The 13,944-nt window shown below is 39.3% G+C and carries 13 protein-coding genes and 2 tRNA genes; 2 read left to right on the top strand and 13 right to left on the bottom strand.

The features are described 5' to 3' along the window. Position 1 precedes the first annotated feature (1 nt). Positions 2-796, bottom strand: a complete 795-nt coding sequence (gene cdaA / locus ABD676_RS03630) for a diadenylate cyclase CdaA (RefSeq protein WP_344673307.1) — start codon at positions 794-796, stop codon at positions 2-4. Positions 797-902: 106 nt separating this feature from the next. Here cdaA and ABD676_RS03635 point away from each other — a divergent pair, with 106 nt between their 5' ends. Continuing rightward, positions 903-1,619 carry a pyridoxine 5'-phosphate synthase gene (locus ABD676_RS03635; protein ID WP_344673308.1) on the top strand — a complete coding sequence of 239 codons (717 nt, stop codon included), beginning with the start codon at positions 903-905 and terminating at the stop codon, positions 1,617-1,619. Positions 1,620-1,705: 86 nt separating this feature from the next. Here the strand turns inward: ABD676_RS03635 and lepB are convergent, their stop codons facing one another. The 5 genes from lepB to ABD676_RS03660 are packed head-to-tail and all read right to left on the bottom strand — an operon-like array spanning position 1,706 to position 6,368. Next, positions 1,706-3,136, bottom strand: a complete 1,431-nt coding sequence (gene lepB, locus ABD676_RS03640; RefSeq protein WP_344673309.1) for a signal peptidase I — start codon at positions 3,134-3,136, stop codon at positions 1,706-1,708. A gap of 3 nt (positions 3,137-3,139) precedes the next feature. Next, a complete protein-coding gene (gene dapB / locus ABD676_RS03645) occupies positions 3,140-3,883 on the bottom strand; it encodes a 4-hydroxy-tetrahydrodipicolinate reductase (protein ID WP_344673310.1) in 744 nt (247 codons plus the stop codon). Positions 3,884-3,902: 19 nt separating this feature from the next. Continuing rightward, positions 3,903-4,649, bottom strand: coding sequence for a DUF5683 domain-containing protein (locus ABD676_RS03650; protein WP_344673311.1), 747 nt, complete (start codon positions 4,647-4,649; stop codon positions 3,903-3,905). Further along, positions 4,649-5,569 carry a ParB/RepB/Spo0J family partition protein gene (locus ABD676_RS03655; RefSeq protein WP_344673312.1) on the bottom strand — a complete coding sequence of 307 codons (921 nt, stop codon included), beginning with the start codon at positions 5,567-5,569 and terminating at the stop codon, positions 4,649-4,651. Before ABD676_RS03655 ends, ABD676_RS03650 begins: the two co-directional genes overlap by 1 nt. 1 nt (position 5,570) lies before the next feature. Then, complete coding sequence (locus ABD676_RS03660; RefSeq protein ID WP_344673313.1) at positions 5,571-6,368, bottom strand: ParA family protein; 798 nt, start codon at positions 6,366-6,368, stop codon at positions 5,571-5,573. Between the two features lie 219 nt (positions 6,369-6,587). Here ABD676_RS03660 and ABD676_RS03665 point away from each other — a divergent pair, with 219 nt between their 5' ends. Then, positions 6,588-7,109 carry an NADPH-dependent FMN reductase gene (locus ABD676_RS03665; RefSeq protein ID WP_344673314.1) on the top strand — a complete coding sequence of 174 codons (522 nt, stop codon included), beginning with the start codon at positions 6,588-6,590 and terminating at the stop codon, positions 7,107-7,109. A 118-nt stretch (positions 7,110-7,227) separates the two neighbouring features. Here ABD676_RS03665 and ABD676_RS03670 read toward each other — a convergent pair whose 3' ends face one another. From ABD676_RS03670 to ABD676_RS03700, 7 genes are all read right to left on the bottom strand, one after another. After that, positions 7,228-7,746, bottom strand: a complete 519-nt coding sequence (locus ABD676_RS03670; protein WP_344673315.1) for a hypothetical protein — start codon at positions 7,744-7,746, stop codon at positions 7,228-7,230. 523 nt (positions 7,747-8,269) lie between these two features. Beyond that, positions 8,270-8,344 (bottom strand) — tRNA-Val (locus ABD676_RS03675). A 47-nt stretch (positions 8,345-8,391) separates the two neighbouring features. Continuing rightward, positions 8,392-8,466 (bottom strand) — tRNA-Val (locus ABD676_RS03680). A 140-nt stretch (positions 8,467-8,606) separates the two neighbouring features. After that, positions 8,607-8,930 carry a DUF6686 family protein gene (locus ABD676_RS03685; RefSeq protein ID WP_344673316.1) on the bottom strand — a complete coding sequence of 108 codons (324 nt, stop codon included), beginning with the start codon at positions 8,928-8,930 and terminating at the stop codon, positions 8,607-8,609. 355 nt (positions 8,931-9,285) lie between these two features. Then, entirely contained in the window at positions 9,286-11,274 is a 1,989-nt protein-coding gene (locus ABD676_RS03690; RefSeq protein WP_344673317.1) for a putative porin, read from the bottom strand. 53 nt (positions 11,275-11,327) lie between these two features. Then, entirely contained in the window at positions 11,328-12,143 is an 816-nt protein-coding gene (locus ABD676_RS03695; protein WP_344673318.1) for a purine-nucleoside phosphorylase, read from the bottom strand. Between the two features lie 277 nt (positions 12,144-12,420). Continuing rightward, complete coding sequence (locus ABD676_RS03700; protein WP_344673319.1) at positions 12,421-13,938, bottom strand: sodium:solute symporter; 1,518 nt, start codon at positions 13,936-13,938, stop codon at positions 12,421-12,423. Positions 13,939-13,944 lie beyond the last annotated feature (6 nt).

The raw sequence follows: 13,944 nt of genomic DNA on the forward strand, positions 1-13,944 counted from the left end.
ATTATAGTTCTTCGTTAAGAATCTTCTCTAACTCCTCCGCAGTAAGGTTCATGTTGATGTTGCCATCCTTTGCAAATGAAATCTCTCCAGTTTCTTCCGAAACAATGACTGCAATAGCTTCGGAAACCTCAGTAACGCCAATTGCAGCACGGTGTCGAAGCCCGAATTGTGGTGGCAGATCCTCACTATCTGACAAAGGCAATACCGAACTCGCTGTCATAATACGGAAATCAACAATGATTACCGCACCATCATGTAAAGGGGAATTTTTAAAGAAGATGGTTTCCAGCAGACGCTTTGATATGGGTGCATCGATGGTCGTTCCACTGGTTTGGTAATATTCCTCATCGAAGTAACGCGAGAACACCAATAAAGCACCCGTCTTTGATCGGGACATGTTTTGACATGCCTCTACAATTGGACGGATATATTCCGTATTATCTGCATGAGTGGATTTCTTTGTACCAAAGATGGTCCAAAAGAATTTTTTACGACGTAAGGAGATATTCTTACCAATATGTAATAGAAATCGCCTGATTTCCTGCTGGAATACAACAATCAGGGCTATGGATCCCACGGATATAAAACCGCCGAAAATCTCCGTCAAGAGGCGCATCTCCATCTGCTTCACTACCAGGTAAATCCCATAGAAAAGCCCTACCCCAATCAGGATATTTACTGCTATTGTACCTTTTATCAAACTATAGATATAGTATATGATGATCGCTACGAGTAGAATATCGATAAAGTCGAGTAGGCGAAAGCCACTTAAGAGATTGAAATCCAGTCCATCCATATTTCCTGCAATTTATAAAATTTTATCCATTGATTTAGCGTTAATAAATCAGAATATCATAGGAATATGGCCTACTAAAACAGTAGATTTGTAAAAAACAGGAATCATGACTAAACTATCCGTAAACATCAATAAGATTGCTACCCTCCGTAATTCAAGAGGAGGCAATGTTCCCAATGTATTAGCTACCGCTTTGGCTTGTGAGCGCTTTGGTGCTCAAGGGATCACTGTTCACCCTAGGCCAGATGAAAGACATATCAGATACCAAGACGTATATGATCTGAAAGCCGAAATCCAAACGGAATTCAATATTGAGGGTAATTGTCAAGAGCAAAAATTTGTTGATTTGGTATTGGCCAATAAGCCTACGCAAGTTACCTTGGTTCCTGATGCCCTAAACCAAATTACCTCCAACCATGGCTGGGATACGATTACCAATAAGGATTATCTTATCGAGATGGTGAAACTATTCAAAGGAGAAGGCATTCGAGTATCCATCTTTGTTGACCCAGTTGAAGAGATGGTGGAAGCAGCTGCTGAGACAGGCACAGACCGCATTGAACTGTACACCGAAGCTTATGCAGCAGAGTTTGGATTTGATAAAGAGAAAGCAATTGAGCCTTATTTTAAAGCAGCCGTAAAAGCAAGAGAAGTAGGCCTTGGATTAAATGCAGGCCATGATTTGGATTTAAACAACCTGCAATATTTCAATCAGCATATCCCCGAATTAATGGAGGTAAGCATTGGCCATGCTTTAATTGCAGATGCTTTATACTTGGGCTTAGAAGAAACAATCAAACGCTATTTAGCAGCATTGAAATAGGCAATCAAAATATTTAATAATACAGGAAAGGCTGAATTTTCATCAAATTCAGCCTTTCTCTTTATGCTCTTTTTAAAGTTCCACTATTAATTAATGCCTTTAAATATTCTATTCCAACGGATTTTGCTTAATCCAGAACCATCCGTATCCCAGCTCATCCAAGTGAATAATGCTTTACCTACGATATGGTCTTCAGGTACAAATCCCCATGCTCTAGAATCGGCAGAGTTATGGCGATTGTCTCCTTGCATCCAATAGTAATCCATCTTGAATGTGTAGCTGTCGGATTTCTGCCCATTGATGTAGTACCCATCAGCACGTTTCTCGAAAGTATTACCTTCGTAAGTAGAAATGACCAATTCGTAGATTGGAGCCGATAAGCTATCCAATTTCACACTCGCTCCCTTCTTAGGAACTGTAATAGGTCCGAAGTTATCAAAGTTCCATACAGGACCATGCTCATAATGCGGGTAAGCATCACTCATAGGATCTGTTGTACCTTTTGGATAAATTAACTCCTCAACTTTTTGAATGTTCGGCCAAGTCTTCACTTGATCTGCTTCTTCCTTGGTCATATGGATAACGTATAATCCTTGAGCTGGATTCGTATAGTAATTATCCAATTCCAAGCGGTTATCTTTTAATTTCTGTTGATCGATCGAGTTTGGTTCTGTCTGAACTATGTAATTCGTCTGAAATTCTACTGATGTATAAGCAGGCTCACCATTGACGAATAACTTTGCATCTTCCATAGAAACTACATCTCCAGGCAACCCAACACATCGTTTAATATAATTCTCACGCTTATCAATCGGGCGGAAGGTTTCTGTTGGATAATTAAACACGACTACATCGTTGCGTTTGATCTCTTGGAAACCAGCAAGACGTTTGTAAGGCAATTGGATAAGTTCCGAATAAGCCTTTCCGCCAGTTATTGGCATGGTGTGGTGTGCAAAAGGAAATGCTATTGGTGTCATAGGCACACGTGGGCCATAGTTCAGCTTACTTACAAATAGGAAATCCCCCACCAATAAACTGCGTTCCATAGAACCTGAAGGAATCATATACGCCTCGATCAAGAATCCACGAATTAAAGTAGCAGCTACGGTAGCAAAGATGATGGCATCAGCCCATTCCCTACCGAGTGATTTCTTATATGGATATTTTTTCTTGAATTCCTCTGTAGTTGACTGCCCCAAATATTTCACATTCGGATCTCTACCCCACATTGGCAATACGATAAAAGGCACTAATACAGCAGCTGCATTTTCCCAGAACCGACGTTTACCAAAAGCTTTTACAAAGTTTAAATAGAAATCATAGAATATAAACACATTCACGATTGGCACAAAAAGCCATACAATCCACCATGTTGGCCTTCCTACGAGTTGAGCCATCACATATTGTCTATATACAGGAACGATGGCTTCCCAGCCTTGTCTACCCGCTTTAATATAAAGTAGGTAAAGCCCGTATAAAGAACCTAAAATGAAAATGGCAGCAAAAATATACCACATATATTATTTATTAAAATCAAACATTTCTGTAACCTGGAAAAATCCTTTTTTTCCAAAAAGCCATTCTGCAGCAATAACTGCACCTAAAGCAAATCCTTCACGGCTATGCGCAGTATGCTTAAACTCGATTTGGTCGACCTCGGAACTATACAACACGGTATGTGTTCCTGGAACCTCCTCGATACGCAAGCTTTCAATCAATAACTCATCTGCCTTAGGAATCACCTCTTCCCCCGATCCTTCTACCGAATTCACCCATCCAGCTTTGGAGTCCATTCCATCTAAAATCCCCTCAGCAATGGTAATCGCTGTACCTGAAGGCGCATCCAATTTATGGATATGGTGGATTTCTTCCACCTGCACATCGTATTGTTTATAAGGATTGATTGCTTTTGCTAGTAATTTATTGATATGGAAAAATATATTGACTCCGATGCTAAAATTAGAGCCATATAATAAAGCCTGATTAGCATCTAAACAGGTTTCTCTCACTTCTTCCAAATGATCGTACCAACCGGTGGTTCCTACTACTAGAGGAAGGTTGGCTTCAAAACATAGACTGATATTATCAAGGGCGGCGTGAGGAGTACTGAAGTCGATAGCAATATCGGCATCTTCAATATCTTCCAGCTCAATGGAATCACGATTTTCTTCATCCACGATCAAGACCACCTCATGCCCTCTTTTGAGTGCGAAGCGCTCGATCAGCTGCCCCATTTTACCATATCCCAATAAAACAATTTTCATATTATAATTGGTTTTTATCTTAATTCAATGTAAATGTCATCTTAATTCCTGGAGCATACAAACTTTTCGCCGAAAAATTAGGTATACCCGCCGAATAGGAACCCGTAGGCATAAAGGTAGGAGATAATTTAAAACTTAGGTCATTGCTGATGTTCCAGCGATTTTTAAGTATGGAATCCACATAAGCTTCCACAATGTTAAGACCATACCATCCAACGGTGACCAAGATTGTCAAATCTCGATTACGACGACCATAATCCTTAAACTTGATCAAACCTTGTGTATCCCAATTGCTATTCATACCAAGGATACCATCAGGTGAAGGCTGATTATACTGTTCCCGGTATTGCAATTCGGTTAGAAACAGCTTATAATACCATTGCCAATAATCAATAACAAAATAGGAGGCGACAAACCCTCCATAGATAACCGGAACTTTGATCCACCAAAGTCCTTGATTCGTATATTGACCCCAACCAGGTAAAATAGCTGAACGCTTCCACGCAACGCGTGTTAAACGCTCAATCTCCAAACGAGCAGAATCTTTCTTAATATCCTTGTAATAATATTTAGCACGTTCCTTCTCTGCCTTGATCCGAGCCTTGCGCTCAGCACGCGTCTCCTTCTTTGCGGTATCTTGCACCGCAGCCTTAACAGAGTCCGGAATTATAACGGTCTTTGTAGAATCAGGAATGGTATCCCGACGTTGTGCCGAAACAAAGTTCGCACACAGCAACAAAGCCAATAGCCATAGTATTCGCTGCATTACCAATCAAGCAATTCTAAAATACGGCTTAAATCATCTTCCGAGTCAAAAGGGATCTCAATAGCGCCCTTACCCTTCGCTGATTTTAAGTTCAACTTAACGCGAGTAGCAAATTTGGAAGCCAAATCATCCTCAATCTTTTGAAATTGAAAGTTCAATCCAGCATCTTGTTTTCCTTTTTGCTTTTTGTCCTTTGCTTGTTGTACCTCACGAACCAATTGTTCTGCCTTACGTACCGAAAGACCTTTTTCCACGATTTCGCGGAAAATAAACAATTGCTTATCAACCTCACCCACATTGATCAAAGCACGTGCATGCCCCATTGTCAAGTCACCATCACGAATTGCCGCTTGAATAACAGGTGGCAATTTCAACAAACGAAGGTAATTGGTAACCGTAGAACGGTTTTTACTTACGCGATCACCCAATTCTTCTTGTTTAAGGCTACACTCTTCAATCATACGTTGAAAACTCAATGCAATCTCAATTGCATTTAGGTTTTCACGTTGAATGTTTTCGATCAATGCCATTTCCAACATCTGTTGGTCGTTGGCTGTGCGCACATAAGCAGGGATTTCAGTTATCCCAGCTAATTTTGAAGCACGAAGACGACGCTCACCAGAGATCAACTGATACTCATTTTTGCCTACCTGTCTTACGGTGATAGGCTGAATAAGTCCTTGAATCTCGATGGACTCCGACAATTCCCTTAGCGCCTGTTCGTCAAAATCCGTACGTGGCTGAAAAGGGTTTATTGAAATTTGTTCTACTTTTATAAAATTGATACTCCCTGCCGGAGAGGCTGGGGATTTCGCTACAGGAACCTCAGTAGGCGTGCTTTTTGCCGTGCCGATATCATCTTGTTGCAATAAAGCTCCTAATCCTTTTCCCAATCCTGTTTTCCGCTGTAATGCTGCCATACTATACTGTTACTGTTTGCGTATTTTCTTTTAACAACCCGTTCTTTTGAAGGATCTCCCTAGCCAAGTTTAAGTAATTGATCGCTCCTTTACAAGAAGCATCGTGCATGATAACCGAAATACCAAAGCTTGGCGCTTCACTTAAGCGCGTATTACGTTGGATAATAGTATCAAACACCAAATCATGGAAGTGCGTACGCACCTCTTCTACTACTTGGTTGGATAAACGAAGACGGACATCGTACATCGTCAACAAGATCCCCTCGATCTCTAACGCTGTATTTAATCTATTTTGTACGATCTTGATCGTATTTAACAATTTACCTAGCCCTTCCAATGCAAAATACTCACACTGAACCGGAATAATAACCGAGTCAGATGCTGTCAATGCATTGATCGTGATCAAACCTAACGAAGGAGAACAGTCGATAATGATAAAATCATAGTCATCTTTCACCACTTCCAACACACGTTTCATCTTGAACTCTCGTTCTTCCAAATTGATCATTTCAATCTCCGCACCAACTAAGTCGATATGCGCAGGTAAAAGATCAAGATTTGGTGTTTCCGTATGTTGAATAGCGTCCTTCGGGTTCAAGTCATTGATTAGACACTCGTAAATACTGGCTTTTATTCCTCGAGGATCAAACCCAATACCTGAAGTTGAGTTTGCTTGTGGATCCGCATCCACCAATAAGGTCTTATATTCTAATACTGCTAAACTGGCCGCTAGATTGATGGACGTCGTAGTTTTACCTACTCCTCCTTTTTGATTGGCGATGGCAATAATTTTTCCCATTGTGATTCCTCAGATTTTGAAAACTAATTTTGTGGCATCTATTAGGCTACATGAAGCTGCAAATTAACATTCACAATCGATAAATGATATTTAAATGATGTTAAATTTGCTACTTTTGAGCAGTTTCCTCCTCAAGATACTCAGGATGCTAAGATACAAAAAATAGAATTAGGTATGGTGATTTAACTGTCATGCTTTTTCATAAGTAACATTTAAACAATGAATTTAATTATCTCCGGAACGAATAGAAAACATGCTAACTCTTTGAAGGTCGCCAAATTCTATCAAAAGGAATTACAGCGACGAGGTGAAGAATATGAAATTCTCTCACTTGAAGATCTTCCAGCTCAACTCATGGAAACTGATCTTTATGGTAAGCGCTCAGAGGAATTCGCTGTTATTCAACAGAAAGTATTCGATGCGGATAAATTTATATTCATTATTCCAGAATATAATGGAAGTTACCCAGGCGTGCTGAAGCTCTTTATTGATGCTTGTGCATTCCCAAGCAGCTTCCACCATAAAAAGGCAGCTTTGGTTGGTGTATCCTCCGGAAAATACGGAAATATCCGCGGCGTGGACCATTTTACAGGTGTGTGCAATTACATGCGCATGCATGTTTTACCCCTAAAAATTCACCTCCCTCATATCGCCAATGAACTGGATGAAAACTTGGATTTTCACGACCAATTAACGCTCAAGTTTGTAACAGAACAAATTGAAGAAATTAGAAGATTCTAAAAAGAACCTTTCAACATTATTAAAATAGCAATTCAAGCAAAAGGGAGAAGCATTTGTTATGTTTCTCTCTTTTGTGTTTATCGTTCATTATACCTAAAGTCCTGTTAACTGTAAAAGCTTAATCATCATTTTCGTCATCACGAATTTTATACCCAAAGACAATTCCACAGGCTTCAGCAACCTTGTTGAAATCAGCAAGTACATCTGCCTCCTTTTGCGAATGACTCATTAGCTTGTTGTACTTCAATGTGAATGCTTCATCACTAAAACCCTTCGGTAGATTTTCAAAATCATCAAAAGTTGCTAGAAATTCCTTTTCCACACTGATGTAGGTGAGCATCATCGTTCGAAGAATCTCCATCTCTAAGGGAATTTTTTTGTTTTTCAACAAAACAGCCTGTTTATCCAGATAGGATAAGATCTGTTTACTGAGTGGTTTTATACCCTTCATCTCCCTTGTACCCATTCCTTCTTTAATCTTTCCGCCGAGCTGAAGACCCAATCGATAAGTTGAATCGGAAATGTCAGCACAAAAATCATTAAAATCCAATGCAATTTTCCGTTCTGCAGCAGTTTTCTGCGCATAGCCTACCTGCAAGCACAGCAAAAAGGCCAGTAGAATCATTATTTTTTTCATAGAAATATAGGTTTGTAATAATTGTTAAAGTAAATCTACCACAACTTTTCCTAATATTCGATAGAAGGATCTCCAGATTTAACCGCATTTGATTACTAGCTATTATCTTACACCTACCAACACAAGAAAAAGGACTACACTTCAACCTTAGATGACTTAATATTTTGCCAATTTTTTTTCCAGTTTGCTTCGAGACTCTTAGGGAATTTCTAAGGATCTGACAGGGATCTTGTTCGGATCTCGTTCGGTCGGAACCGAACGAGATCCGAAGGAGTTCCGAACAAGTTCCGAAGGAGATCCGAAGAAGTATCGAATAAAACCCCTCTGAAAGACGATGAGAATACAGCCAAAAGACAACAGAAATAGATGTGAGATATGAGACCGCTACGCTATAAGATGTGAGATAGAGGAAAGGAAAAAGGGGAAAGGAAAAGTAGAAATTATCAAAAATAGAATTGAAAATTGAACCTGGGGGTTGACTGGGGGTATAAAAAGAAAAAACCCACCAGAAGGCGGGTTTTCGTGGAGGCTACTGGATTCGAACCAGTGACCCTCTGCTTGTAAGGCAGATGCTCTGAACCAGCTGAGCTAAGCCTCCTAAATTCTTTGATGTTCAAATGGGATTTAGGATTCCCTTTTTTGTTGTGGAGGCTACTGGATTCGAACCAGTGACCCTCTGCTTGTAAGGCAGATGCTCTGAACCAGCTGAGCTAAGCCTCCTTTTCCGTCTTGCGGTGTGCAAATATAGGGCTAAAAACTGATTTACAAAATATTTTAGACTTAATTTTTAGATTTTTTCAGCAAAATATTCTTTTCCAAAGAGATAGTTTTTGCAAAACATCGCATTACCAAGCTCCGACCTAATCCAAATACCCGTAAATCTGGTGCATGTAGTAGGCTTCATCCAAAGAATGGATCAATTGATTCAACTCATTCGGGTGAAATGAAAAGTTTATTCCATCATATGGACTATGCAATAAGATACGCTGACTGCCATCTGGGAAAGCAATGGTCTCCTGCTCACCTTGAATGTTTTTCACGATCTGACGGAAACGAAAGAAATCATCTACCGTAAAATTGATCATTAGATTATTAAAACATAAATGGATGACTTGATGACCACAAGGCATGCTGATAAAGCCTAGTTTACTTTGGGAAAGAATTTTTAAGCTTTTGTGATTCATCAATCTGCTGCTCTTGTAATCTTTTGCTTGTTGTCGCTTTTGTTTCGTTGTGCCTGCCTTACCCGTATGCCTATCATCATACGGGTAAACAGGACTTATGTATTTGAGAAACTATGTAATTCCTTTGCGCTGTAAATATAGAGATTATTTAGAATGATTATAAATAATATTTGCAATTACACCTGTTTTGACAATTAAATTATAATCCGAGAACGATAGCAGCATTCGATTTAATTACAGCAACAGAGCAAAATAAACTAGCCGTTTAAATTTTTAGACATAGTGAATCACTAGTCTTCCAACCTTTTCAAGATGGAAAACTATTATTCATCTGTTAAATGATGGGAAAAAGGGATTAATCGTAGAACTTCCAAGACACCCCAAAACGAAGGAATGCAGGGTTCATCGGGTATCGACGAACAGTATAATAACCCTTAGGATATACATGTTGATTAGCGAAGTTATAACTCAAGAATAAATTCACTCGATCAATGTTTGCGGTCAACCAAAAGTCAACAATGGGATAAGTTGAAAATTTGATTCCTAAATTATCGTTATAAAACTGTCCAGCATTGATGGCGTAGGAAGGCGTTTTAAAGGGTGTATTAAAGCGCACATCCATTCCAATTCTAAAATCCATCACATTGTACAATATATTCGCATAATACAAGCTATGGAAGGTATAGAGCTCTGGCGTGGCAAGCACATCCATAGCATCGGATTTTTGATAGACCACCATATTATCCAAATGCCATTTGCTTACTTTGAAATTTTGTCCTACCGTAAGTTTCAATAAGTTTAGATTTCCAGCCTGCAAAGTTTCTATCTGACGAGCCCTAGCTAACTCATTATTCGGATTTGGAATCTCGTGGAAATAGGTGTAATTGTTGATTAGAAAATATTCAACCTTTCCATTGAAGCCGATCTTATTATTGGCATAAGCAAAAGATAGGTTTTGGGTTTTTATTTTATCGAGATTGAGGTCACCTTCATTCCATTGGTGGTAAGCAAGATTGGCATTTTGGAAAATCATCTCGGGAGACTTGTTTTGCGAATAGGCACCTATCCGTAGTTTTCCAATAGCCTCGCTCAAATGTACATCAGCATATGCCTCATATAGAAAGTCTCCAAAATTACGTCCCAATACAATTTGATTGGCCGCAAAGTTAACATCAACCTTGTCGGAGAATTTATAGCCCACGGAGCCCTTCACCATGGAGTTCTGATAGAAATTACTCATTAAGGAGTCAGAATACCATATTAGGTCGTTCTGAAAGCCTAGCTCCACCTTAGCCTCATTTTTCATCGCCTTGCCCCTCAAGTAAAAGGAATAGGTGAAATCATTACTAATGGTCGTTATTTTGGTGGTATCATCTACCCATTCCAGGGATTTGAAAGGAAAGGCATTATATAAATCCTGTTGGTTCTTAAAGAAGATAAATTTCTGCTGACGAACAATGGAATTATGCGCAATAACATTTGTAGGATGAATTTCGGCGTCAGGACCTTTTCCATTTACCGTATCGATACGTCCGATATAATAAGATTGTCTTAAGAACACACTCATATCCTTCCATTTGTTATATGGACGGTTGGCTTGAGTACCATTTAACCGCACAGGATAACGAGAGGGTGAGGTATTGTCTGAAGTGTCTCGAAACAGGGTATCGTTGAGTACCGATCCGTTTTCCGTCGCATCCAAGGTATTAAAGGTAAAGTTGGAAACTAAATTATAACGCTTACTAGGCGATTCGTACCAGGCAAACACAGACCCTTTGCGATCACTATATGTTTGGTTATTGTAGTAACCGTCGGTATTGGTAGCATGATATTCTGCACCAATATTAAGATTCGGATTGATATTCTGTGCTAAACGCGCTCGAAAAACCTGATCATCAAAAAAGAAACCTACGGCGTAGAGTTCAGAAAAACGCGCTCGAGCCCGAAAATACTGAATGGAATCAGAGGTTAGTAAATACCTTTCCAAGGCATGATAACCCGATTGGAAACCAATGGATTTATTCGAGTTAAAAAGTAAATCGCGCGTTGCTAAACCATAGGAACCTAAGTTTATCGAAGGGTTCCAAGGGAGATTTTGCTTATTGTAATATTGAAAATTGACGTGAGAAGTATCTATCTGATAGGTTTTGGTCAATCTCTTAAGCGTAGCTAAATTGGTATACCGAACATATTTAGCGGTAAAGACTACAGAATCCTTCTTGTTATCCTCTTTTGCACGAGCTGAATCTAATGCTGAACTAAACTCCTCTTCCACCTGCGCGTATAGCTTAGGGGTGACACTCAACAAGACCAGTATGAACAACAAGCGTTTTAATATACTCATGTAGGGATAGCTTCGAAAAATTTATTCAGCAAAAATAGTTCAAAAAAGCAGAATTATTGCAATGCAACCAATTCTTTTAGAATATGCGTCATTTTAGGCTCTGCTTCGGCTGCTACAGCCACAATCTCTTGTAAAGAAACAGGTTTCAGATCTTCATGAAAACCCTCGTCTGTAATAACAGAAATGGCAAAGACAGGTAATCCCATATGATTGGCAACTATAACCTCTGGAACCGTACTCATACCAACAATATCTCCGCCAATAATGCGCATGTAACGGTATTCTGCTCTGGTTTCCAAATTAGGTCCTGGTGCAGATACATACACGACCTTATGGGCCTTTACTCCAGATTCAGAAGCAATCTCTAAGCCTTGTTCGATCATCTCGAAATTATAAGGCTGGCTCATGTCAGGAAAACGTGGACCAAAGGATTCGTTATTACGTCCGCGCAAAGGATTATCAGGAAGCAGGTTAATATGATCTTCAATAATACCAATATCCCCTTTCTTAATTTCAGGATTTAAAGAACCCGAAGCATTCGATACAAAGAGTTTTTGAATACCCAATTCTTTCATCACACGTATTGGAAAGGTGATTTCCTGCATACTATATCCTTCATAATAATGCAGGCGCCCTTGCATGGCTACAACTTTTCGACCATTTAACGTTCCGAATATTAACTTTCCCGTATGGAACTCCACCGTAGAGATCGGGAAGTTCGGAATATTGGAATACATCATCTGAAATTCCACGTCAATTTCATTGACCAATTTGCCTAAACCAGTTCCTAGGATAATTCCAAACTCAGGGGTAAATTTGCCAATTTTACGGCGTATAGCAGTAGTAGATTCTTGAATCTGATGGTACATGTATGTTATTCTTTAGTATTCAAACTTACTGTATTTTTTTTGCACAGACAAATCAGTAGCTTTTGATTAACAATAGTTAACAAGCAGTATTAAAACCCCATTACAGTTCATTCAAGCGACAAATAGAATCGGATTTATAAGTTAAGATTCTGACCAATTCTTCACCTTCCATGCAAAAACAAAAGCCCGAATAAATCGGGCTCTTGTTGTTATTATTATAGTTTGTTTTTGATAGGTCAAATTAAGACGCCTGATAAGGCGACATCCTTATTGTTTATTAAGCGTGACGACTACCAGCTACTCTTCCTTCCACCTTTCCTGGAGAAGTAACTAATAGTAATAAATAAGTCAATAAACCATTGTACACAATAAGCTCAAACCCGATCTTATAGGCGGTATGTGGCAATACATACGTGGTTAATAAGAACATTAATATTGGAGCTAATACACAGATGTAAGGCACTAGATTATCATTTACTCTACGTTTGGTTAGGATACCAAAAGAGAATAGACCTAATAATGGACCGTAGGTATATCCAGCAATCTTAAAGATAGCAGATACAACTGATTCATCATTGATCCAATGGAACAACAAAATCACCAATAACATCACGATCGAGAAAGCGAAGTGAACATAGTTACGTTGTTTGACCAATTTTGGATCATTGGGGTTCTCCTTTTTATTGAAGTTTAAGAAATCCACGCAGTAAGAGGTTGTCAATGCAGTCAATGCCGAATCGGTAGTGGCAAAAGTAGCTGCAGTCAATCCCATCATGAATATAATGCCCGGAAGAATACTTAAGTGACGTAAAGCAATCTCTGGATAAAGGTAATCGGACTTACCTAAATCTTTAATACTGATTCCATTTGCTTCTGCGTAGAAGTACAATAATGCCCCTACAGCTAGGAAGAAAAGGTTGATAACAACGAAGATGGAGGTAAAAGTCATCATGTTTTTCTGCGCTTCACCAATGGTCTTCATACTTAAGTTTTTCTGCATTAAGTCCTGATCTAAACCGGTCATAGCAATCGTTACGAATATACCCCCGATGATATGTTTCCATATATTACGGGTATCTCCTAATAGATTTTCCCAGATAAAGATTTTGGAGTATGAACTTTCTTTTACTTTTTCAAAAGCCTCTGTTACGGTCCATCCAAGGCCATCGGCCATAAAATAAATGGATAATACAACAGCTAATAAAAGGAAGGTTGTTTGCAGTGTGTCCGTAATGATAATGGTTTTAAGACCGCCCTTATTGGTATATAACCAAATGAGGACTAAACACACGGATACAGTTAGAATAAAAGGAACATTCCAGGCATCAAAGATATACCGTTGCAAGACGATAGCTACGAGATACAAACGGAATGCAGAACCGATAGTTCTGGAAACCAAGAAGATCATAGCGCCTGATTTGTAGCTTTTATGCCCTAGACGTTCTTCCAAATAGGTGTAAATGGAGGTCAGGTGCATACGGTAGTACAGCGGCAGGAGCACATAGGCAATGATGATAAAGCCGATGGCATTTCCGAGAACGAACTGGAAATAAGAGAAATTGTTTGGTTCGGTTAATCCAGCAGGGGTATTACCTACATCTCCAGGAACGGAGATAAAGGTTACACCCGATAAGGCCGTACCAATCATTCCGAAGGCAACCATATACCACTTGGAGTTACGGTTGGCAACGAAGAAGGTAGAGTTATCTGCGGAATTCTTGGAGGTAAAGTGAGACACCGCCAAGAGGATACCGAAGTAAACGACCAAAAAGGATAATAGGATGATAGGTGACATACTGTC

Source organism: Sphingobacterium kyonggiense, assembly GCF_039536825.1.
Classification (GTDB): Bacteria; Bacteroidota; Bacteroidia; order Sphingobacteriales; family Sphingobacteriaceae; genus Sphingobacterium; species Sphingobacterium kyonggiense.

Coding starts and splice junctions, on each gene's coding strand:
- ABD676_RS03665 (WP_344673314.1), top strand. CDS start 6,588: ATGAATTTAATTATCTCCGGAACGAATAGAAAACATGCTAACTCTTTG.
- ABD676_RS03685 (WP_344673316.1), bottom strand. CDS start 8,930: ATGAATCACAAAAGCTTAAAAATTCTTTCCCAAAGTAAACTAGGCTTT.
- ABD676_RS03695 (WP_344673318.1), bottom strand. CDS start 12,143: ATGTACCATCAGATTCAAGAATCTACTACTGCTATACGCCGTAAAATT.
- ABD676_RS03655 (WP_344673312.1), bottom strand. CDS start 5,569: ATGGCAGCATTACAGCGGAAAACAGGATTGGGAAAAGGATTAGGAGCT.
- lepB (WP_344673309.1), bottom strand. CDS start 3,136: ATGTGGTATATTTTTGCTGCCATTTTCATTTTAGGTTCTTTATACGGG.
- ABD676_RS03635 (WP_344673308.1), top strand. CDS start 903: ATGACTAAACTATCCGTAAACATCAATAAGATTGCTACCCTCCGTAAT.
- ABD676_RS03700 (WP_344673319.1), bottom strand. CDS start 13,938: ATGTCACCTATCATCCTATTATCCTTTTTGGTCGTTTACTTCGGTATC.
- dapB (WP_344673310.1), bottom strand. CDS start 3,883: ATGAAAATTGTTTTATTGGGATATGGTAAAATGGGGCAGCTGATCGAG.
- ABD676_RS03650 (WP_344673311.1), bottom strand. CDS start 4,649: ATGCAGCGAATACTATGGCTATTGGCTTTGTTGCTGTGTGCGAACTTT.
- ABD676_RS03670 (WP_344673315.1), bottom strand. CDS start 7,746: ATGAAAAAAATAATGATTCTACTGGCCTTTTTGCTGTGCTTGCAGGTA.
- ABD676_RS03690 (WP_344673317.1), bottom strand. CDS start 11,274: ATGAGTATATTAAAACGCTTGTTGTTCATACTGGTCTTGTTGAGTGTC.
- ABD676_RS03660 (WP_344673313.1), bottom strand. CDS start 6,368: ATGGGAAAAATTATTGCCATCGCCAATCAAAAAGGAGGAGTAGGTAAA.
- cdaA (WP_344673307.1), bottom strand. CDS start 796: ATGGATGGACTGGATTTCAATCTCTTAAGTGGCTTTCGCCTACTCGAC.